This window comes from Bacillus sp. PK3-067, assembly GCF_056738645.1.
The window spans coordinates 4,873,574-4,897,152 of sequence record NZ_CP096490.1; the positions used below are offsets into that span (position 1 = coordinate 4,873,574).

General features: G+C 36.0%; 16 protein-coding genes and 1 pseudogene. 4 read left to right on the forward strand and 13 right to left on the reverse strand.

Annotated elements, in window-relative coordinates; genetic code table 11:
* Positions 1-70 precede the first annotated feature (70 nt).
* From M1D73_RS25225 to M1D73_RS25245, 5 genes are all read right to left on the reverse strand, one after another.
* A complete protein-coding gene (locus M1D73_RS25225; protein ID WP_121868784.1) occupies positions 71-958 on the reverse strand; it encodes a decaprenyl-phosphate phosphoribosyltransferase in 888 nt (295 codons plus the stop codon).
* 195 nt (positions 959-1,153) lie between these two features.
* The gene (locus M1D73_RS25230) at positions 1,154-1,774 is read right to left on the reverse strand and encodes a 3D domain-containing protein (protein ID WP_002204854.1); all 621 of its coding nucleotides are present in this window, start codon (positions 1,772-1,774) and stop codon (positions 1,154-1,156) included.
* An 86-nt stretch (positions 1,775-1,860) separates the two neighbouring features.
* Positions 1,861-2,178 carry a YuiB family protein gene (locus M1D73_RS25235; protein ID WP_000027016.1) on the reverse strand — a complete coding sequence of 106 codons (318 nt, stop codon included), beginning with the start codon at positions 2,176-2,178 and terminating at the stop codon, positions 1,861-1,863.
* On the reverse strand, positions 2,175-2,681 hold the full coding sequence (locus tag M1D73_RS25240; RefSeq protein WP_071740905.1) for an NUDIX hydrolase: 507 nt from the start codon (positions 2,679-2,681) through the stop codon (positions 2,175-2,177). Before M1D73_RS25240 ends, M1D73_RS25235 begins: the two co-directional genes overlap by 4 nt.
* 120 nt (positions 2,682-2,801) lie before the next feature.
* Complete coding sequence (locus tag M1D73_RS25245; RefSeq protein WP_000856612.1) at positions 2,802-4,010, reverse strand: NAD(P)/FAD-dependent oxidoreductase; 1,209 nt, start codon at positions 4,008-4,010, stop codon at positions 2,802-2,804.
* 461 nt (positions 4,011-4,471) lie between these two features.
* Between M1D73_RS25245 and M1D73_RS25250 the strand changes: the two genes are divergently transcribed.
* Positions 4,472-5,461, forward strand: coding sequence for an NAD(P)/FAD-dependent oxidoreductase (locus M1D73_RS25250; RefSeq protein ID WP_000829784.1), 990 nt, complete (start codon positions 4,472-4,474; stop codon positions 5,459-5,461).
* Positions 5,462-5,575: 114 nt separating this feature from the next.
* Here M1D73_RS25250 and M1D73_RS25255 read toward each other — a convergent pair whose 3' ends face one another.
* On the reverse strand, positions 5,576-15,538 hold the full coding sequence (locus tag M1D73_RS25255; protein WP_243341472.1) for an isopeptide-forming domain-containing fimbrial protein: 9,963 nt from the start codon (positions 15,536-15,538) through the stop codon (positions 5,576-5,578).
* Positions 15,539-15,989: 451 nt separating this feature from the next.
* On the opposite strand from M1D73_RS25255, the gene M1D73_RS25260 reads away from it, so the two are divergent.
* The gene (locus tag M1D73_RS25260) at positions 15,990-16,469 is read left to right on the forward strand and encodes a GyrI-like domain-containing protein (RefSeq protein WP_000606657.1); all 480 of its coding nucleotides are present in this window, start codon (positions 15,990-15,992) and stop codon (positions 16,467-16,469) included.
* Between the two features lie 217 nt (positions 16,470-16,686).
* Positions 16,687-17,934, forward strand: coding sequence for an MFS transporter (locus M1D73_RS25265; RefSeq protein WP_000391944.1), 1,248 nt, complete (start codon positions 16,687-16,689; stop codon positions 17,932-17,934).
* A 17-nt stretch (positions 17,935-17,951) separates the two neighbouring features.
* Here M1D73_RS25265 and M1D73_RS25270 read toward each other — a convergent pair whose 3' ends face one another.
* On the reverse strand, positions 17,952-18,833 hold the full coding sequence (locus M1D73_RS25270) for a helix-turn-helix domain-containing protein (RefSeq protein WP_121868611.1): 882 nt from the start codon (positions 18,831-18,833) through the stop codon (positions 17,952-17,954).
* Between the two features lie 80 nt (positions 18,834-18,913).
* On the opposite strand from M1D73_RS25270, the gene M1D73_RS25275 reads away from it, so the two are divergent.
* A complete protein-coding gene (locus M1D73_RS25275; RefSeq protein WP_000635488.1) occupies positions 18,914-19,375 on the forward strand; it encodes a 2-thiouracil desulfurase family protein in 462 nt (153 codons plus the stop codon).
* 30 nt (positions 19,376-19,405) lie between these two features.
* On the opposite strand, the gene M1D73_RS25280 is transcribed toward M1D73_RS25275, so the two are convergent.
* The 6 genes and pseudogenes from M1D73_RS25280 to M1D73_RS25305 all read right to left on the reverse strand — a co-directional run bounded on the left by M1D73_RS25280 (position 19,406) and on the right by M1D73_RS25305 (position 23,470).
* Positions 19,406-19,759, reverse strand: a complete 354-nt coding sequence (locus M1D73_RS25280) for a YxeA family protein (protein WP_000833148.1) — start codon at positions 19,757-19,759, stop codon at positions 19,406-19,408.
* Positions 19,760-19,865: 106 nt separating this feature from the next.
* Positions 19,866-20,040, reverse strand: a pseudogene (locus M1D73_RS25285) (methyltransferase).
* A 403-nt stretch (positions 20,041-20,443) separates the two neighbouring features.
* Positions 20,444-21,211, reverse strand: coding sequence for a hypothetical protein (locus M1D73_RS25290; protein WP_121868610.1), 768 nt, complete (start codon positions 21,209-21,211; stop codon positions 20,444-20,446).
* Positions 21,212-21,700: 489 nt separating this feature from the next.
* Entirely contained in the window at positions 21,701-22,054 is a 354-nt protein-coding gene (locus M1D73_RS25295; RefSeq protein WP_000598775.1) for a HesB/IscA family protein, read from the reverse strand.
* A gap of 41 nt (positions 22,055-22,095) precedes the next feature.
* Positions 22,096-22,962, reverse strand: a complete 867-nt coding sequence (dapF, locus tag M1D73_RS25300; RefSeq protein WP_000077405.1) for a diaminopimelate epimerase — start codon at positions 22,960-22,962, stop codon at positions 22,096-22,098.
* Positions 22,963-23,230: 268 nt separating this feature from the next.
* The gene (locus M1D73_RS25305) at positions 23,231-23,470 is read right to left on the reverse strand and encodes a YuzB family protein (RefSeq protein WP_000595026.1); all 240 of its coding nucleotides are present in this window, start codon (positions 23,468-23,470) and stop codon (positions 23,231-23,233) included.
* Between the last annotated feature and the right edge of the window lie 109 nt (positions 23,471-23,579).

Sequence of the window (23,579 nt, forward strand, 5' to 3'; positions counted from 1 at the left end):
CTGTTTTATTCCAAATAAAAAACGTTTAAGACTCTCCTCTTAAACGTTTTAGTAAACCCGAATAGAGTAATTAAAAGTTCAATAGTATAATAATAACTGTTATCGCATATAACAACACTGTTATTAAAATATGCTGATCCTCTAATAAAACTTTATCTGGTTCTCCACCCTTATCTTCCATGTGAACTAAATATAAATAACGAAAGATCCCGTAAATTACAAATGGGATTGTCCACATTAAATAGATACTTTTCCCTGCATTAAAAGTAAAGATAGCATAAGTTACAATAGTTGCCGATGTAACAATTGTACTTAATTGGTCTAACAAAGCAGGGGAATAACTTTCTAATACTTTTCTATGAGAACCTTTATTATTCTGTAACAATACTAATTCATGTCTTCTTTTATTAATAGCCAAGAATAGTGACAGTAATAATGTACATAATAAAAACCACGGTGTAAATGGCACTTGAATAACTAATCCACCGGCCAATGCTCGTAAAACAAATCCAGATGCAATAATTAAAATATCAATGATTACAACGTGCTTTAAACGAATTGAATACGCTACATTTAAAATAAAATAGGTTGCTAATACTAAGCACAATAACGGATTTAGTATATATGAAACTACTAAAGACGCTACTAAAATAACACAACCTGCCGTAATAGCAAAGTACGGATTTAATGCCCCCGATGCCATCGGTCGATATCGCTTAACAGGGTGCTGTCGATCTGCCTCGATATCCATAAAATCATTTAAAATATAGACACAGCCAGATATTGCACAAAATAGCGCAAAACAAATTGCAGCTTGTGCCACCATAGTTAAAGATACTTGTTTTATTGAAAAGACTAACGCTGCAAATACAAGCAAGTTTTTAGTCCATTGTTTCGGGCGTAACTGTTTAAAAAACAATACAACTATATTTTGTTGAGATAAAGTTCCTTCCCTCATAATAATAAGAGTGCTTCTATTTTGTCACTCTCTTCTTTCCCTCCCTATTCAATTGTAATTTCCTTCTAATACAGGAAAAATTATAACACATAAATTAAACATTGAAAATCAGTTATTAAATACCAATAATAAAGGGCTCTCCTCTATATTAATGTTTCTAAAAAATACAGAAGGAAGCCCTATCAACTATATATTCTATTTCAAATATTGACCCCGAAACACCTGCATCGTTTCGTCTTGATTTAACATCGTTAATTCTTCTTCTGAAAACTTACCGTTTCCAACTTTCACTACATACACATTTACTTTTTTCTTACCCCATTGGCTATAAACATCTTTCACCGTATCATAGTACAAATCAAGACGGTTTCCTTTTATTGCACCGCCCTTATCTGCTACTACACCATACCCATAACCTGGTACGAATAAAATTGTTCCAATTGGGAATACGCGTAAGTCCGCAGCGATTGTGGAATATAAATCCCTTTTCGCCTTAACACCTGAATATGTAATACCATACTCCGGATGTCCCGGCCTCTTACCAGTTGACTCAATTCCCGACGTATAACCTGTTGCCGTCATTTCAATTGAACGATATTTAGACCAGTCGTTTGCCTGCTCTAAAGCATTTATCACTTCTTTACTCGGAGCAACATTTCTCTTAACTTCTGCTGCATGTACTTCTTTTGCACTCGTTCCCTCATACTTCTTTACAATCTCTAATAAAGAAACTCCTGTGAAAGCATTCCATGTTACGCATAATGCAATTGCAAGTAAACAAGTCATCATAATGCGAATACAATATCGTTTTAACATTTTTATATTCCACACTCCTTCATCGTTAATCATTCCCTATACCATGAAGGAATATGCAAAAAAATAATCTCCAACTTAATTGGAGATTAAAACATTTGATATCCGCTTTTCCGAAGTTTCTTGATTACGACTCCTGCTAAAGCAGCCCCTACCAATCCAGTAGATAGAATAAATACGTCTGCTTGTCCTAAGTGCGATACACTTGTCCCAAATGAAGAAAATGTTTCTTTCGGTTTTGAAAAATAATCCCACATACTCGCTTTATTAATAATAAGCATACAAACAATCGGATACACAATAACCATCACCCAAGTAGCTCGCAAAATCATGTTGAGTAAAAATCCAATTCCAAAGAACAAAATAAAAAATAACATCATTGAAATAAGTAGTACCGGTATACTCACTCTTTCTCCCTCTCCTTCGCATGCGCCGTAAATACGTGATAGGCTGTATAACCAAATTGCTCTCCTGGATTTAATGTTTTATCCATTTCAAGATGTAATTCTGATTTTCTTTCTAACAAATACTTAATAAGCACAGACGTATTTGGATCGTCCGCAATCGTATCTGGATGTAGAAACGCCACTTCAGACAATTCTTTCTCCTGTATAATAATATTTTCTCCTTCAGGCTCCAAAAGGAAAATAATCATATTATCACTAATCTCATTACGAATAACACCCGATCGAACACCAATGATCCCCTTCACATGAGCGACAATGCCTGTCTCTTCTAATACTTCGCGTTTCACAGCTTCATCAACCGTCTCACCTTCATTTACAAAACCAGCCGGTAAAGACCATTTCCCTTTTAATCCACTGTATTTTTTCTTAACGAATAGCCACCTGCCATCTTTTGTAGCTACTAGGCCACTAACAGCTAGCCATACCTTCCCTCGTTTCTCCATGATGTAATAACCTCCTCTTTCAGAACGGACAGAATATTCTTTCTTTTTATATTATACTATATTTTTAATATGAAAAAAGCAGAAACAGCTCTTAGCCGTTTCTGCTTTTTCTACTATATATTAAAAGAACTTTAATTTACCTTTTTTAAGAACTAATAAAGGTCCACCTAATAAGAATAGGTAACGGTTATCGATTACTTTCTTCATGAAGGAAGCTTTCCAACCTGTTAACTTTTTACCCATAACAACGCCCATTGCATCGTCATGACCTAAAGAACATACAGATCCTTTATTATCAAATGCGAATTTTTTCATTTCACCTTTACCACGAACTAATACAGTTAAGTTGTGTGCAATATTGTAACCTTGTTGAATTGCGATTTGTGCTGTTGGTGGGTATGGACGGTTAATTTCTTCATTAATGATTAACGCTGCGTCACCAACCATGAATACATCTTCGTATCCTGGAGCATGCATGTACTCATCAACTTTTACACGTCCGCGCATTGCTTCAAATCCAGACTCTTCCACAATACCGTTACCACGAACACCTGCAGCCCAAACTACTGTTTCAGACTTAATTAATTCAGTGTCATCGCCATTCGCAACGATAATACCTTCTTCAGTTGCTTCTTTAATTGCTGTACCGATGCGGAATTCTACACCTTTTTTCTCAAGTTGTTTTACAGCGTATTCTACTAACGCTGGATCGAAACCTGGAAGTGCTGTTGGAGCAGCTTCTACACAGATGATACGTGCTTTTTCACGTGGTACATTGTACTCTTTGCAAAGTTCAGGAACACGGTTTGCAAGCTCACCTACGTACTCGATACCAGTAAATCCAGCACCACCAACAACGATTGTTACTAACTCATCGCGTTGTTCAGTTGCATATTTAGAGAAACTAGCTTCCATATGCTCACGAATTTCACGAGTTGCATTAATGTTAGCGATTGAGAATGCATGCTCTTTTAATCCTGTAATTCCGAATGTTTCTGATTCGAAACCAAGACCAATTACTAAGTAGTCATACTCTAACTCGCCGTCTTTTAAGATAATGCGTTTTTCAGCAGCTTTAATTTCTACTACTGTGTCTTGTACAAAGTTCACTTTATTTGTATCAATAACGTCTTGAATATCTAGACAGATTTTTTCATCTTGTAATGTACCAGCTGCGCTCTCGTGTAACCAAGTCGCTTGGTAGTGATAGCTGTTGTTGTTTACTAGCGTAATTTCAGCTTCATTTACAGATAATGCTTTTTGCAGACGAACAGTCGTAATCATCCCGCCATAACCTGCACCTAAAACTACGATTTTTGGAGTCTTCACCAAATCACAACCCTTTTCTTTATATAATAGTAATGAGAAATAATACCAAGTACTAAAAACTCTATTTGTCAAGAATGTGGAATTTATCACATTCTATATCATAACAAAACGCAGTCAAAAAATCGTACGAATTTTGTCATAGAAATTTAACATAATACTTCCCTATATTAGTCGGTTTTATTCCAGAATTCAAGCGTCTGGAGAATTATCAATATTTTAAAATAACATAGCGTTTTCAAGGGTTTTTTAGACTTTTTTTCATGTATTTTCCTTTCTGTATATTTTATACAATAAAAAAGAACCTATGCGAAAACTTACACACAATTCAGTCGTTTTCAGAAGTATTATGAACTCAAATATGCTATCATTTATTTGAAAGTGTCATCATTTGCAGGATTTTCGTGTACATATGAACAATATATGAAATCAATATCAAAATTCCATCTATAGGGGGAATGAAAGTGGCAGAAAATCAAAAAGTTTACGACATAACAATTATTGGTGGTGGTCCAACAGGGCTGTTCACAGCATTTTATGGCGGTATGAGACAAGCAAGTGTAAAAATCATTGAAAGCTTACCTCAACTTGGAGGACAATTATCCGCACTCTACCCTGAAAAATACATTTATGATGTAGCTGGATTCCCAAAAGTGCGCGCACAAGAATTAGTTGATAACTTAAAAGAGCAAATGAAGAAATTTGACCCAACCGTTTGTTTAGAAGAAGCTGTCGATACGCTTGAGAAACAAGCTGACGGTATATTTAAACTTGTTACGAATAAGCAAACTCACTATTCTAAATCAGTTATTATTACTGCTGGCAATGGTGCTTTCCAACCACGCCGCTTAGAATTAGAAGGTACAGCAAAGTATGAAAAGAAAAACTTACATTATTTCGTTGATGATATGAATAAATTTGCCGGTAAGCGCGTCGTAGTATTTGGCGGCGGCGATTCAGCTGTTGATTGGACAATGATGTTAGAACCGATCGCTGAAAAAGTTACAATCGTTCATCGCCGCGATAAATTCCGTGCGCATGAACATAGCGTCGAAAACTTAATGAATTCTCGTGCAGAAGTAAGTACACCGTATGTTCCAGTTGAACTCATTGGTGATGACAAAATTGAACAAGTCGTTCTTCAGCACGTAAAAACGGAAGAAAAAGTTATCATCGATGTTGATGACGTAATTATAAACTATGGCTTCGTTTCTTCTCTTGGCCCAATTAAAAACTGGGGCTTAGATATACAAAAAAACAGCATCCTTGTAAATTCAAAAATGGAAACAAATATTCCTGGTATTTACGCTGCTGGTGACATTTGTACATATGAAGGAAAAGTAAAACTCATTGCTTGCGGCTTCGGTGAAGCACCAACAGCAGTAAACAATGCAAAAGCTTACTTCGATCCAAATGCAAAACTTCAACCAATGCATAGCTCAAGCATGTTTTAATATGTAAAAATAAAAGCTCCTTCCATACGTGGAAGGAGCTTTTATTTTATATACCACGAAAGCACACTGAATTCGATAAACTATCGAACTCAGTGTGCTTTTCGTCTGAAAAAATTATTGTTTTCTTCTTCTACCTAATACGAATAATACTCCGCCAACTAAGAATGAAATTCCAGCACCAACTGACATCATCCATGGAGACGCTGCCCCTGTTTTCGGTAATTCTCTTTCTGTTTTTACTTGCGGCTCTTTAATTAATTTTTCCAATCTTACTTCCGGTTTCACTTCTGGCTCCTTCGGTTCTTTCGGTTCTTCTGGTTTCACTTCTGGCTCCTTCGGTTCTTTCGGATCTTCCGGTTTCACTTCTGGCTCCTTCGGTTCTTTCGGATCTTCCGGTTTCACTTCTGGCTCCTTCGGTTCTTTCGGTTCTTCCGGTTTCACTTCTGGCTCCTTCGGTTCTTTCGGTTCTTCCGGTTTCACTTCTGGCTCCTTCGGCTCTTTCGGATCTTCTGGTTTCACTTCTGGCTCCTTCGGTTCTTTCGGATCCTCCGGTTTCACTTCTGGCTCCTTCGGCTCTTTCGGATCTTCCGGTTTCACTTCTGGCTCCTTCGGTTCTTTCGGATCTTCTGGTATCTTAAAATCTTCTTTTGTTTTCGGTAAAATTGTAACTGTAGGCTCAAGTGGCGGATTTATTTTATCGTCCACTACTGCTTTATTTGTTATCCCTTTACTCGGCGCTTCTTTTACCTTCGCTTTAAAAATAATACTACGTTCTTTCGTATCTGTAATTTCTAGATACTTGGCGATTACTTTTCCAAACTCCATTTTTAACTCTATTGGATTTGGCTCAGCCCCTTCAAATCTAATACTACCTTGCACGTATTCTAAACCGGCTGGAATTTCATCTTCTATTGTAACTACATCTAGTTTTCCGTTTTCCACCGTATTTTTGAAGCTAATTCGGTATTCTACTTCTTCTCCTAGCTTTGGCTCTTTATTACTTACTGTCTTCGCTGCTGTTAACTTACCATCTTTATATTCTGGCTTTATTTTCGCTGTCGGTTCTATAACTGGATGTTTCGGATCATCCACTTCAATAATCGCTTTATTTGTTATTTCTCCTCCAACTTTTGCTGTTTCTTTTACCTTTACTTTAAAGATGACACTTCTTTCTTTCGTATCCGTAATTTCTGGATACTTCACTGTTACTTTTCCATTCTCTACTTTAAGTTCTGTAGGCACAGGCTTATCACCTACGGCCTCCAGACTATCTTTCACATACTCTAAACCAGACGGAATTTCATCTTCAATCTTTACATCAACTAACTTCCCGCCATCTACTGTGCCGTTAAAAGTAATTCGATATTCAATTTCTTCCCCTAGCTTTGGTTCATGATTACTTACTTCTTTCCTTGCCTCTAGTTTCCCATCTTTATATTGCGGTGTGATTGGTATAAGTGACTCAACTGGCGGAGTCGTCGGATTATTATCATCAACAATCGCCTTGTTTACAATCTCTTTTCCTACTTGTACCGTCTCTTGTACTCTCACTTTAAAGATGATACTTCTTTTTTTCGTATCCGTAATTTCTGGATACTTTGCTGTTACTTTTCCATTCTCTACTTTAAGTTCCACCGGATATGGTTCCGGCCCATCAGACTTTATACTATCTTTTACGTATTCTAAACCGGCTGGAATTTCATCTTCTACCTTTACCTCCGTTAGTTTTCCGTTCTCTACCGTATTTTCAAAGCTAATTCGATATTCTACTTCTTCTCCTAACTTTGGTTCATGATTACTTACTGTTTTTTCTGCTTGTAATGCACCATCTTTATATTGAGGCTGAATAGAGATATTCGGTTGCTCTGGTGGATTTATTGTATCTTCCACAATCGCCTTGTTCACAATCTCTTCGCCTACCTTAGCTTTTTCTTTCACTTTCACTTTAAAGACGATACTTCTTTCTTTCATATCCGTAATTTCTGGATATTCCGCAAGGACGATTCCGTTTTTCACTTTCACATACAACGGTTTCGGATTCTCTCCCTCGGCTCTTTCACTACCTTCTACAAACTCTAAGCCAGTTGGTAATTCATCCTTAATCTTCACCTTCGCTACTTTTCCATGCTCTACTACGTTACGGAAAGTAATTCGATACTCTACTTCTTCTCCTAATTTTGGAGCTGGATTATTTACTGTTTTCTCAGCTTTTAGTTTTCCGTCCTTATACTCCGGCGTAATAATCGCTTCTGGTTTTTGCGGCGGATTCTTCGGATTGTCATCATCCACAATTGCCGTATTCACGATTTTCTTACCGACTTTTGCTACTTCCGTTACTTTCACTTTAAAGATAATACTACGCTCAGCTGTATCAATAATATTTTCATACTTCGCTGTAATTTTCCCAGCTTCTTCTTTTAACTCTACTGGCGCTGGCTCATTACCTTCTGATTTTAAACTATCCTTCACATACTCTAAACCAGTTGGTAATTGATCCTCAATTTTCACTTCTGCTAGTTTTCCGTTTTCTACCGTATTTTTAAAACTAATTCGGTACTCTACTTCTTCTCCTAGCTTTGGATCTTTTTTATTTACCTTTTTATCAGCTTTAACTTTACCGTCTTTATGCTGCGGGGTAATTTCTACTTCTGGTCGCTCTGGTGGATTTTTTGTATCATCAACAATTGCTTTATTTACAATTGCTTTGTCCACTTCAACAGAATCTTTCACCTTCACTTTAAAGATAATGCTTCTTTCTTTCATGTCAGTGATATTTTCATACTTCGCACTAACCTTACCAGCTTCTTCTTTCAACTCTACTGGTGCTGGCTTATCACCTTCTGCTTTTAGACTATCTTTCACATACTCTAAACCAGACGGAATTTCATCCTCAATTTTCACCTCTGCCAGTTTTCCATCTTTCACCGTATTATTAAATGAAATTCGGTATTCGATTTCTTCCCCTAGCTTCGGTTTATGATTATTCACCTTTTTATGAGTAGCAATTTTACCGTCTTTATATTGCGGTGTAATTTTTGCTGTCGGATCAATTACTGGATGGTTCGGATCATCAACATGGATAATCGCTTTATTTGTGATGTCTTTACCTATTGCAACTGAATCTTTCACCTTCACTTTAAAGACGATACTTCTTTCTTTCGTATCCATAATCTCTGAATACTTTGCCATTACCTTACCATTTTCTACTTTCAACTCCACTGGTTTTGGCTCTTCACCTTCAGCCTTTTCGCTTCCTTCTACAAACTCTAATCCAGCTGGAATTTCATCTTCTATTTTTACCTCTGCTAGTTTTCCATCTTTCACCGTATTATTAAAAATAATTCGATATTCGATTTCCTCACCTAACTTCGGTTCATGATTACTTACTTCTTTTCTTGCCTCAATTTTCCCATCTTTATATTGTGGTGTAATCGTTACATAAGGCTCTTCTGGCAGATTCTTTGTATCATCTATAATTGCCTCATTTACGATTTCTTCTCCCACTTTTACGCTTTCTTTTACCTTCGCTTTAAAGACAATACTTCTTTCCTCTGTATCTGTAATTTCTGGATACTTTGCCATTACCTTATTATTTTTCACCTGTAGCTCTACTGGTTTCGGTTTAGAACCTTCTGCTGTGATGCTGCCTTCTACATACTCTAAACCATTTGGTAATGTATCCTTTATATTTACCTCTACTAGTTTTCCGTTTTCTACCGTGTTTTTAAAACTAATTCGGTATTCTACTTCTTCTCCTAGTTTCGGTTTATGATTATTTGCTACTTTCTGCGCAGCAATTTTACCATCTTTATATTGCGGAGTAATTTCCACACGAGGCTCTTCTGGCTCATTTTTTGTATCTACTACGATTGCTTTATTAACAATCTCCTTTCCTATTTCTGCCTCTTCTTTTACTTTCACTTTAAAAATAATACTTCTTTCTTTTGTATCCGCAATTTCTAGATACTTTGCCATTACCTTGCCGTTTTCAAATTTCAATTCTACCGGACTTGGTTTAGAACCTTCTGCTTGTAAACTGTTCTCCACGTACTCTAATCCAGCTGGAATTTCATCTTCTACTGTAACCTCTACTAGTTTTCCGTTTTCTACCGTGTTTTTAAAACTAATTCGGTATTCTACTTCTTCTCCTAATTTCGGTTTTTTATTGTTTACAAATTTCTCTGCTTTAAGCTTACCGTCTTTATATTCTGGCGTAATTGTTACTTCTGAAGTTGTTGGATCTTTTGTATCATCAACAACTACTTTATTGACAATGCCTTCACCAACCTTAAATTCTTCTTTTACTTTCGCTTTAAAGACGATACTTCTTTCTTCTGTATCCATAATTTCTGGATATTTTGCGATTACTTTTCCATCTTTCACTTTCAGTTCTACCGGATCTGGCTTAGAACCTTCTGCTCGTAAACTATCTTTCACATACTCTAATCCATTTGGTAAATCATCTTTTATTGTTACCTCTGCTAGCTTTCCGTTTTCTACCGTATTTTTAAAGCTAATTCGGTATTCCACTTCTTCTCCTAACTTCGGTGTTTCATTATTTACCGTTTTCTTCGCTTCCACTTTTCCATCTTTATGCTGTGGAGTAATTTCTACCGTCGGTGTTTCTGGCTCATTTTTCGTATCATCAATAATTGCTTTATTGACGATTTTTTTACCGACTTTCACTTCATCTTTTACTTTCACTTTAAAAGTGATACTTCTTTCTTCTGTATCCGTAATCTCTGGATACTTCGCCATTACCTTACCATTTTCAAATTTCAATTCTACTGGATCCGGCTTAGAACCTTCTGCTTTCACACTGTTTTCTACGTACTCTAAACCTTCGGGTAAAGTATCTTCTATTTTCACCTCTGCTAGTTTTCCGTCTTCTACCGTGTTTTTAAAACTAATTCGGTATTCTACTTCTTCTCCTAACTTCGGCGTTTCATTATTTACCGTCTTCTTCGCTTTCACTTTTCCGTCTTTATGTTGCGGAATAATTTCTGCTGTCGGTGTTTCTGGCGGATGTTTCGTATCGCTCACAATCGCTTCATTAACAATTGAATCGCTCACTTTACCTTTTACTTTCACTTTAAAGGTAATACTTCTCTCTTTTGTATCTGTAATCTCAGGATACTTTGCCATTACCTTACCGTTTTCAAATTTCAATTCCACTGGATCTGGCTTAGAACCTTCTACTTTTACACTATCTTTCACATACTCTAATCCATTTGGTAAATCATCTTCTATCTTTACCTCTGTCAGCTTTCCATGTTCTACCGTATTTTTAAAGCTGATTCGGTATTCCACTTCTTCTCCTAACTTCGGCGTTTCATTATTTACCATCTTTTTCGCTTCAAGTTTTCCATCTTTATACTGAGGAATAATTTCCGCAGTCGGATTAACTGGCTTATTTTGCGAATCATCAATAGTTGCTTTATTAATGATTTTTTTACCGACTGTTACTCCTTCTTTTACTTTCACTTTAAAAACGATACTTCTTTCTTCTGTATCCATAATTTCTGGATATTTTGCCATTACCTTACCGTTTTCAAATTTCAGCTCTACTGAATCTGTTCCGATACCTTCTGCTTTCAAACTATTTTCTACATACTCTAAACCTTCTGGTAAAGTATCCTCTATTATCACGTCTGTTAGCTTTCCGTACTTAACCGTGTTTTTCATACTAATTCGGTATTCTACTTCTTCTCCTAACTTCGGTGTTTCATTATTTACGCTTTTCTTCGCTTTAATTTTTCCATCTTTGTGTAATGGTGTGATTTTTGCTTCTGGTTCTTTCGGATGTTTCATATCATCCACAATTGCCTTATTGATGATTTCCTTACCTACTTCCGCTTCTTCCTTCACCTTTACCTTAAAGACAATACTTCTTTCTTTCATATCCGTAATATTTTCGTATTCAGCAATGACTTTTCCATCTTTCACACTTAACTTTAATGGAGCTGGTTTATCACCTTCAGCCTTTTCACTGCCTTTTACATACTCTAAACCGTTAGGAATTGTATCCTCTATTATTACCTTTTCTAGTTCTCCGTTTTCTACCGTGTTCTTAAAGCTAATTCGGTATTCTACTTCTTCTCCTAGTTTTGGTGATGGATTATCTACTGTCTTCTTCGAATCAATTATTCCATCCTTATGTTGCGGAGTAATTCTTTCCTCCGGCTCAATCGGTGGATTTTTCGTATCATCAACAATTGCTTTATTGACAATCTCTTTATCTACTTTTGCTTCTTCCTTCACCTTTACTTTAAAGACGATACTTCTTTCTTTCATATCCATAATATCGATATACTTAGCTTTGACTATCCCATTTTCAACAGCTAATTCTACTGGTCCAGGTGCTTCTCCTTCGGCCTTGATGCTATTTTCTACATATTCAAGACCTTTTGGAATTGTATCTTCTACTCGCACCTCTTCAAGTTTTCCGTTCTCAACCGTATTATGAAAACTAATACGGTACTCGATTTCTTCGCCTAACTTTGGCTTCTTATTATTAACTACCTTTGTAGCAGCAATTTCACCTTTTTTACTTTGCGGTGTAATAACAACCTTTGATTCAACAGGCTCATTTTTCGGATCTTTTGCAATTGCTTTATTTACGATTGCCTCCCCTACTTTTGCCGAATCTTTTACTTTCACTTTAAAAACAATACTTCTTTTTTCTGTATCCGTAATTTCTGGATACTTTGCCATTACTTTGCCGTCTTCCACTTTTAGTTCTACTGGCTCTGGTTTTATACCTTCAGCTTTCAAACTATCTTTCACGTATTCAACACCTTTAGGTAGTGTATCTTCTACTAGCACCTTTTCTAGTTTTCCGTTTTCTACCGTATTATAAAATGTAATTCGGTATTCCACTTCTTCTCCTAGTTTTGGTGTTTGATTCGTTACGCTTTTTTCAACATCCACTTTACCGTATTTATAATCCGGCGTAATCTTTTCTTCTGGATGCTCAGTTTGTCCATTCGGCTCACTCACAACCGCTTTATTAACGATCGTTTCTCCGGCTTTTGCCTCTTCTTTTACTTTCACTTTAAAGGCAATGCTTCGCTCTTTTGTATCCGTAATCTCTGGATATTTTGCGATTACCTTACCATTTTCTACTTTTAACTCTACTGGATTTGGTTCAGCACCTTCAGCTCTCTCACTGCCTTGAACAAATTCTAAGTTAGCTGGAATTTCATCTTCTATTGTAACTGCATCTAGTTTTCCGTTTTCCACCGTATTTTGGAAGCTAATTTGATATTCAATTTCTTCTCCTAGCTTCGGCTTTTTATTTGTTGCTTTTTTCTTTGCAGCAATTTTACCGGACTTATGCTGTGGTGTAATCTTCTCTTCTAAATCCTTTGGTGGATTTGTTTTATCACTAACGGTTGCTTTATTAACAATTTCTTCACCAATTTTTGCAGTTTCTTTTACTTTTGTTTTAAAGACGATACTTCTTTCTTCCATATCCATAATTTCTGGATACTTTGCAATTACTTTACCATTTTCAAACTTCAGCTCTACTGGCTCTGGTTTTGCACCTTCTGCTTTCAAGCTATCTTTCACGTATTCAAGACTACTTGGTAATTCGTCTTCAATTGTCAATACATCTAGACGTCCATCTTTTACCGTATTTTTAAATGTAATACGATACTCTACTTCATCACCTAACTTCGGTGTTTTATTAGAAGCTATTTTTCTCGCCTCTATTTCTCCCGGAACTTCTTTTGGAAGCGTAACCGTAACATTTGCATCATCTGCAGTTTCATAATTTACCTCGGTACTATCTTTTCCCTTTACCGCAACGATATTTTTTATTGTTGTATCTGATTGTACAGAAGCTTTCACTTTTACTTTAAATGTAATAATAGCACTCTCACCAGGTTTTAAAACACCGCCGTCTTTAGCATCTGCCCCTTCACCCATACGGAAATCAATTTGATTATTTACAAACTCTGCTTCATCATCGCTTGCATTATCTGTTTTATTTCCTTTATTACTTCCAGAAATATATTGTATAGATTCCGGAACATACTCTAAACGATCATCTAATTTATCAAAACCTTTTACATTAGATACAGGTGCTTGGTTATTTTTCGTATCATTTTTCACTTCAATTTGATACGTAAACTCTTCACCAGCTTTAATGTCCTTAATTTCTTTTCCGGCACTATCTAACGCCTTTTTATCAACTTGTAAGTTTGGAGCATTATGTTCTGTAACAAATGTAGCGTTATTTAATACGTAAATATCACCATAGCCACTATTTGCTCTAAAACGCATTTTTGCTTCTTTTAAATCATTTTTTACTTGATTCGGTCCTTCAAGATGATACGTATGAATGTCAGTACTGAATGAATTCGTCCAATCCGGATTATATCCTGGATATTTTTTCGTAACAAACTCGTTAGTACCGTCTACTTGTACTTCTGTCATAGACGAATCATTCGCATCATTATCTTTACCGTTAATATTTTTTATCTTTATATATCCAGCACCAAAATCATATTCTCCATAATCATATGCATATCCATCTTTCTCAGCTGGATCACCTTGCGATGAAAAATAACTAAATTTCGCCTTAAAAGTACCTTCTTTGGGTGTATTTATTTTATTAACACTAATATCTGTCCAGGCTGTACTTTTTTGAGAGACTAGCCCTTCCCAAATCTTCATGTCTTTTACTGTTTCTTTATAGTTTTCATAAACTAATATAAGATTCCAGTTACCCCAGTAATAGCCGCCACCTGTTACATCTTTAATTTGTGGCACATTTGCAACTGTCAAAGTTTGAGAAATCCCTTGCTGCGCAATTACATTTGTTACATCCGCATATGCAACATAACCAGCACCAGCACCCGAGTAATTAGAAATAAAAGGTAAGCTATCCGCTTTTCGTATGCTATCAGCAGTTACATCTGCATATTCTTTATTTCCCATTTTCATTTTGACTGGTTGCCTTACTTGATCCTCGGTAACCTTTCTATCAGCAATATTTCCTGGTAACCCCATTGCTGCTGTCCAGAATAAGTAAGCCTTTTTCACTTTACTTCCGGCAGGAATATTAGGAAATGCACCTGTTGACGAATTAAAAGTACTATCATCGTTATCAACGTCCACAGTCATTTTATTCGTTTTATAACCCATACTTTGTCTGCCATAATGATCGGTCGTCAAACCAAGTGTTACATTACCAGTCTGTACTAAATTACCAGCAGTAATTGTAGAATACAGTGGATCTCCAAATCCTTGCTTATCCCCTGTTTGCATTTGAACCTTCGAAGCATTCTCTGATGCAGCTTGTACTTTTGCATCGCTCTGATTTTCCGCTTCTTTTTCTAGTTTCTCAGCTTCGGTTACTGGTTGTTTTGGTGGTTCTGTTTTTGATGTAGGGTTATTTTTATCTTCTACAGATACTTTTAGCTTTTCATCAACTTTTTTAATTGTATTATTAGCTGATGGGCCAACTTCTTTCTTACTACTGTCAGCCTCCTCATCGGCATTAGCTGCTACCTTTTCTTCAGAAGGGATTCCCTCAACATCTACAGACATGTTCCCTATTTGTAGTTGATCCTTTTGCACACTAATTTTTTGCTTATACTCATTATTAAAATGTTGTGCACGACGAGCTTTTATTAACACAGTCATTTTTTCATGTGATTTTAAATCTTTAATTTTAAGATTAGAAGAAAGAACCTTTCCTCCCTTATCTTTTTCCTCTACATAGAAATCCGCTACCTTATTTTCAGGTAACTTCTCTCCGTTTACTTTCACAGATTGCGAAGGGAACGTAATTTCATTTTCATTATTTTGTTTAAGCACCAATTCTTGAATTGGTGTAGCTCCCGTATTTTCAATCGTATATTGAAATACGTGCTCCCTCTCTGCTACTTCTCCCTTATATATTTCAGCATTTACTTGCTCTGCCTTAATTTTCACATCATTTCCTTGTAGCTCATCCCAGCTTTTTTTATTTATCTCTGTAGCAAAAGCACTGGGTGAAGGCAATATGATGGATAGGAGAAGTGTGATCATCGTTACGACATTAAAACACTTCAATACTTGCTTCATATTTTCTACCTTTCTCCTTTCTATATACTTGCTATCCGTCTACTTAATTTCGTAGCCGTATACATAGCAATATATATCCACTCGCAACAATCCGACCTACGAAAATGTATCGTTGAAATCCCAATGTCAACAATATAAATCTCATAGAATATTACTATTTTAATTTATCAAAAATAGCATATATATATATCGGACACTTATACAAACCTTCACCATTTTTTAACATAGTAAAAAATGCCCTATTGTATAGGTTTATATAACAGTTTAAGGATACATAAAAAGCTTAACATATCTCTTAATCTATTCATACATACAATAGAAATTTTACCATTTTTAGTCATTTCAGTTTGTTATTTATGATTAAAATTTTCAAAAAACAATAACCGTTACATGTAAAAATATGTTATATTATAAGAGAACATATGTTCTTATTTTAAAGGAGGAATTTGTAATGATAAACGAACCCATTATCGTAAAAAAAGAAGCTTTCCAAGCAATCGGCGTTTCGATTACGACGACTAACGAAATAGAGGCATCTACTGAAGGGAAAATTCCCGAGCTCTGGAACCGATACTTTCAAGAACAAATGATGCATCACATCCCAAATCAAAAAACGAAAGAAACATTCGCATTCTACTCCAACTATGAATCAGATGAAACTGGTACATATACATTTACAATCGGTACGACCGTTTCTTCATTAGAAGACGTTCCTGAAAATATGACAACTTTAACAATACCTGCTGCTACATATGCGGTATTTACAACGAGAAAGGGACCAGTTGCTGAAGTCGTTTGCGAAGCTTGGGAATATATTTGGCAATGGTCGAAAGAAAATAAACGTGCCTTCACAACAGACTTCGAGCTTTACGACGAAAGAGCATTAGACCCAAATCATGCACAATTGGATATTTATATTGCGTTAGCCTAAAAAAAGATGCCCATTCGGCATCTTTTTTTGTCGTTAAATAGCTACTGGGCAAATTCATTATTATTGTCTACAATGAGAAAGTGCAGTATAGAAATATTAGAAACTGTATAAAGTGAAACTATAATCAGTGGGGGCATCTCCCATTAAGTATTAGCCCTCACCAATCGGGCGTTTACTTGTTTTTTAGTTTAAATTTGTCACATAGAAAGGAAGCAATATGGAGGAACTACAACAAAATAAAACTGCTTTAGAAGGAAGCGGAAAACCGTTATTAAAAAATACGAATTTCCTTTTTCTTTGGGCAGCTACTCTTTTTTCAAGCTTTGCTTTAGCCTTTTTTACTTTTTCACAAACGTGGTACATAGCAAAAACATTAAACCTTGAAGCTTCACTCGGTGTTGTTTTCGTAGCCCTTAGTGTTCCAAGGCTTATTTTTATGATTGTCGGCGGCGCTGTAGCTGATAAATTCCCGAAAAAAAATATTATGTTTTACTCCAATATCATTCGAGCGATTCTTGTCGCAACCATTCTCACATGGTTTATCGTTGGTGATGTAACGCTATATACATTTGCTTTATTCGCTTTATTCTTTGGACTTGCTGATGCTTTCTTCTGGTCAGCAGATGGATCTATCTTACCGGAATTGGTAGAAAAAAGCCGGTTAACACAAGCGAATTCACTTACACAAATGACGAACCAAGCATCGGTCATCTTAGGCCCTGTACTTGGCGGAATTCTCATTAAATTTACGAACTATGAGACAATCTTTTCCATTACGATTTTATTACTGATTGTCGCGGCCATACTCGTTCAAAAAATACAATTTACGATGCCAGAACAAAAAGATACAGATAAAGGTATGTTCACTTCCATTAAAGAAGGAATCTTATATGTAAAGGAATCGCCATTCCTTTCAACTTTCCTTATTTGTAGCGCCTTTTTAAACTTATTTTTAATCGGCCCGATGCAAGTTGGTTTCCCGCTTTTTGTTAAAAACGTGCTGCATGGTGATTCGCTCCAGTTTAGTTACTTAGAAGCATCTGTAGGCGGCGGAATGGCAATCGGTGCTGTCATTGTCGGTTTAAAAAATATTAATCGTAGACGCGGTCTATTTTGTATTATCATGATGCTATTGTCTGGTATATTCTTCTTAGCCATCAACTTTAGTACCGTACTTTGGCAAGCACTATTAGCTGGCATGTTTTACGGTATTACAATCGCAATGGCGATTGTACCGCTTATGGCAATGATTCAATCGACAGTCAAAGAAGAAATGATGGGACGCGTAATGAGTTTACTTATGCTATCATCAATGGGCTTTATCCCGCTCTCTTATGCATTCACATCCATTGCACTTGCAATAGGAATTCCAATCGTAACCGTTATGAAAAGTGGTGCAATAGCTGTTATCGTCTTCGTACTATTTGTAGCGATTCGTGTTCCAGTTGTAAGAAAGTTCGACTAGCTACTTGGAGTCATGTATTATACGCATGGCTCTTTTTTAAATGGATCAAATAACGCTATCCCCTTACTTCTTCTCACAGCTGCTCCCCATTCTAATCCAATCTCTAAAAATAAATCTCGCACTGTACTATATAAAAGTGCCTTCACATTTTTACGGATTTCCCCGTATTTATACGCCCTCACAACACTTTTCACGCGCCAAATGAAATTCCCATACACTTCTTCATCAGCTAATATTTGCTCCAGTAAAACACCTTGCTCTAGTAATCCACTCTTTTTATATGCAAGTTCCACCTTACTCCAAAATATATTAATCTTCTTCGGATTACTCGTCATCGGCAGAAGTGCGTATATAAAAGGCTTCGGTATATCATGACGGCAATACGTCTCATCAAGCTCGTACGTTATTTTTCTTTTCTCTTTTATTTGTAGAATGTTTTTAGAAAGAATTGTTTCCCTTTCGCTTTTTTGCTCCTTTCCGCTACAGCCAGCTGTATAATCCTCACTTTCACATGCGGACATTTTCATACGGTCATCCATGCGGTCAATTGCAGATATAAGAAATACATATAAGTTCGCACTATATCCGCCGCGCCTATGTCTTTCTTTTGTCGCAACACGCTTTATAATTCCTAGTTCCTCTAACTTTGCAATAGAGCGGCGTACTGTACGAATACTCTTTCCAACATTTGTAGCACTCGTCTCCATTAATGGACAAGCAACCCCCACTGTTTTCTGTTTCTCATTCACTGCATACTTTCCTAAAAAATGAATAATGGTAGCATCCGTTTTATTTAATTGAAATCGATAATGTTTCAAAACTTGTTTTTGATATGTATTAAACTCTTCTTTACTTCGAAATTCACTGTATGGTTTCATTAAATTATATAAGCTTCCCATTTATATCACCTCATTTATAAGTAAGAGGCAGGAAGAGAATTTGGCGTGGAATTTAATATTTTTTTAATGGAGATGAAAATATGATCGTAATTAGCGCTTGTTTAGGTGGTATAGCTTGTCGATATGACGGAAATGACAATCTCGTTTCAAAAATAGAGGAGCTACTACAAAAAGAAGATACAGTCCTCATTTGTCCTGAAGTATTAGGAGGACTGCCAACACCTCGTCCTTCTGCTGAAATTATTGGCGGGAATGGCGACGACGTTTTGGACGGAAAAGCGAAAGTGATGACCAAAGATGGTGAAGATGTCACAGAAGCTTTCGTAAATGGTGCTTATAAAGCATTAGAACAAATTAAAAATTTACACCCAGAATATATTATTTTAAAGGAACGTAGTCCATCTTGTGGCAGTTCTACGATTTACACTGGTGAATTTAATGGCAATAAGCAAACTGGTTACGGGGTAACTACTGCTTTATTTAAAAGACACGGATTTAAAGTCATTTCAGAAGAAGAATTTGAAAACAAAAAAAGGAATTGACCCTGTTCGTCAATTCCTTTTCTATCTGTCTTATTTCACGCCTAATTTTTCTTTCACTTTCGCTGGAAGCTCGTCTTTCTTTACTTCTTCCCAAGCTGATACACCTTTTTTATCTGAGTGATATACGCGTAGGAATGCTTCTTTACGAAGATTTTTTTGAGCTGTAAATTCTAATTCTTTCTCTTTACCGTCTTTATCAAAGCCAGTTAGCTTATACTCATAATCTTTAAATTTTTGACCATTATCAGCTTTACTATGAACTTCTTTTCCATCTACTGTAATTTGAACGTAGTACTCATCTTTACCCATACGGTTTAAATCACAACCAACTAACAAGCTTGCGAATACAACTAAAATACTAAATAGTGCAATGTATCTTTTCATTTCCTTCACCTCATATGTTTTTTCTTATATTCTTATCTTAAAGCCCAGAGCTTAAAGAAGAAATTCAAAAACATGACATGAACATTACACTTTTGTAAGATAATAATTATTTCTTCACTTTAGAAATTGTCATTCCATCACCAATTGGAACGAGTACAGATTCTAAATGCGGGTCGATTTCTATCATTTCATTAAACTTCTGTATAACGTTTTTGTTTCGCACGCTTCTCAGCTACACTACCGCCAATAACGTCTTTCACGCCAATTTCGCCACTTATCACGTAATTTCCTTATACCGTTTATTACGCCTTCTATTATACCCTCAATTATAATCTCTATTACAAGGTATCTTATTAAACTAATAATAGGTTTAATTACGTATTTCCTTATGAATTCAAGAATATCCTCCATCATATTTCCCTCCTTTTTTTCAAAAGGAAGCTGCTACTCCTCCGCGTCCTTTTACGTCCAATTACAATTGCTGCCCTACTGCGGCATATATCAACAAAACTAATACGTCAACAACATCCACAATAACGCTATTGAATTTGGAAGAAACTTCGGTAAATACTAATACTATAACATGGCTAAAAGAATTATTTTTTCATCTATATTTGGGGATGCTCCCAAAAACTTTATAAAATCAAAGACAACTTTACTACAACTCTTCCCGTAACTAATTTATTATCGTAGTAAACCGTCTTCCACTACATCCGTAACAGTTCCATTCGGTTCAAAGATTACACGTAATGATCCTTCTCCACCATAACCAGTATAGTCATATACTGAATAAGATTTATATTTCTCAATCACATGTGGCTGTCCAATTGCAGCTTTTACCTGATTCGCGGGCATACCTTTTTTGATTTTCAAATAGTGATTGTAACTTACTGCTGCCGAATTGTTATTTACATCTTTATACCACGGTACACGATCGTTTTTTTCTTCATATTCCTTTACAGGCTCTTCAATACGTTTCATAGATACCTCATTCTCATTCTCTTTATCTGTACCCTTTATAGCAGTACGTTCAATATTCACAACGTAACCATATGTATTTAATTCAACCATAATTTCATATGTACCATCCGTATCTTTTTCAGTATAAAATACGCGTTTTTCATTATTATTATAATGTTTTATATTCTCACCACCGTAGTCAATCGTATTAAGAATATCCGTATACGTCATACCTTCCTCAATCTTTTGAGATTCGTCATGAGAAATATAACGCTTCTTTGATGATGGAGCATCCTCATTTTTAATACTTTCACGTTTACTCGTGGTCATAGGTGTTTTCTTCTGATCTTTTAATACTTCTTCACCTTCGGCCTTCGCTGGTTGCTTTGCTCCTACTTTTGTTAATACGTCTGTATCGCTAGAACAAGCCCCCAAAATCGATACTGTAGTCAACGCCACCCCTACTATAAGTACTTTCTTAAATAACTTCATTCTAATCCCCCCGGTGTTTTTTAATATCTAGTAATCAACGTATTTTAATGAATACGGAACTATTCAGTTCTATACAATTTGCTATAGCCTTCTCCCTCATACACCTTTTTTATATAAAGTGAAACTTTAATCAGCCCTCACCAATCGGGCTTTTATGGGATAAATCTACCTATTAGTAATAACCGGTGAAACTACAGCTAGTCCGAACACGATCGCCAATCATCTTCGTTACAAATATTAACATTAAATACAACTAATAAATAGTATATTTCTTCTATTTTTTTACATTTCCGTTACGAAATCTTATCTTAAAACGAGCAATATGAAACTGGAATTCACAATATAAATCACATATCCTATATATAATAACATTTAAATTAAATTCCAAAGTAACTTTACATGCATTTTCTGTTTTAATGCCAAAAGAAAAGACCTTTCTAACGATTTTATTCCATCGCTAAAAAGGCCTTTTCTATTTCGTCTAAAAACTTAGCACTCTTCTGGTTTACCAGCATTCGTCGCTGTACGGAAAGATGATCCACATCCGCATGATGCGATTGCGTTTGGATTGTCGATTGTGAATCCACCGCCAAGCATAGATTGTTTATAGTCAATTTTTACTCCTTTAACAATTGGAGCACTTTCTTTATCGATAACAAATTCAACACCGAAAAACTCAAGAACTGTGTCGTCTTCTTTTGGTTCTACTTCAAATCCTAAGCCGTAAGAAAGACCGCTACATCCGCCGCCGTGTACAGCAAGGCGCACATACTTCTCTCCATCTTCAGCATCTTTTAACATATCTTTAATTTGAAAAGCTGCTTGTTCTGTTACTTTAATCATGAAATACACCTTCCTTTCTGTTCTTAGTCCATTATACATCTTTACGCTTCTATCTTGTACTCATACACTCCGCGGCAAATTACTTCCGCAGGTCCTTTCATCAACACGTTTCCTTCTTCAGTCCACGCAATCATTAAATCGCCACCAGCTAAATGAACAGTAATTTCCTTACCGCGTTCCATCTTTCCATTTAAAATAGCAGCTACAACTGCAGCGCACGCTCCTGTTCCGCAAGCTTGCGTTACACCAGATCCACGTTCCCAAACGCGGAAGTTCATCTCGTCATCATTCAAAATTTCGATAAACTCAACATTTACTCGCTCTGGAAACATTTCATGTGTCTCGAGGACTGGTCCAAGTGTTGTAAGAGGTGCTTTTTCTACATCATCAACCAAAATAACCGCATGCGGATTTCCCATTGAAACAGCTGTAAATGCATAACGATGATTATTATATAAGAAGTTTTCACGAATAAATGGCGTTTCACCTTCACCAAGCATCGGTATTTCTGCACGTGTTAGACGCGGTGCCCCCATATCAATTTTCGCTAATGTCACGACACCATCTTCTACTGTTACTTCAGCCGTTACAATACCAGCTAACGTTTCAATTGTGAAAACTGTTTCTTCTACTAGTTTATGCTCATACGCATATTTCGCTACGCAGCGCAAACCATTACCACAGCTCTTTCCTTCAGAACCATCATTATTAAACATGCGCATTTTCACCGGAGCTACGTCTGAAGGGCAAATTAAAATCATCCCGTCTGCTCCAATACCAGTATTAATATTTGAAACCTTTCCCGCCACAAGAGCTAAATCTTCTTCAGGAATTTGCTCTTCAAACATATTTACATATATATAACTATTGCCAAGACCATGCATTTTTGTAAAAGAAAATTGGCTCATTTGTATTCACTCCAAAAATAATTTGTTATTTTAAGTATAGAATGCATGCTTTTAGAACACAATATGAATGTCCCCCGTTTCTCATATTTGACAACGTTTGGCGATGAGCCACTCTTACACAATTTGTGTAAGAAAAAAGCCCTTCTAAAAAGGGCCTTTTTTTATTTATCCCACTATTTTCAATTGGGGAAGGCTAATAATCAGCATTAGCCTTCCCCACAAAATAAAGTTTTATCTAATGGAAAAGGTGCTGCTAATTCGCAACACCTTAAAACATTGGATTTTCATCCAAATACTCATATACATTATTAACAAGCTCTTCTACTGTTGCACCTTGTACAACTTCACCATTTACAAGTGCAAACGGTCCTTCAAAACAAATACCACAATACCCTAGACAACCGTACTCCATTACATCTAAATTCGGATCTTTTTCTAATTTTTCTAGAGCTGCTTGTGAACCACTTGCAAGGTTACCTACACAAAATTCAATTAATGGTTTAATCAAAATTCTCCCCCCTGTACTACAAAACAAATTACCTTTTCACTTTATCTATAAGAAGAAAACTAAGCTGTTTCTTGTTGTTTTCGTTACACAGTCTAAACTATTTAGTTAC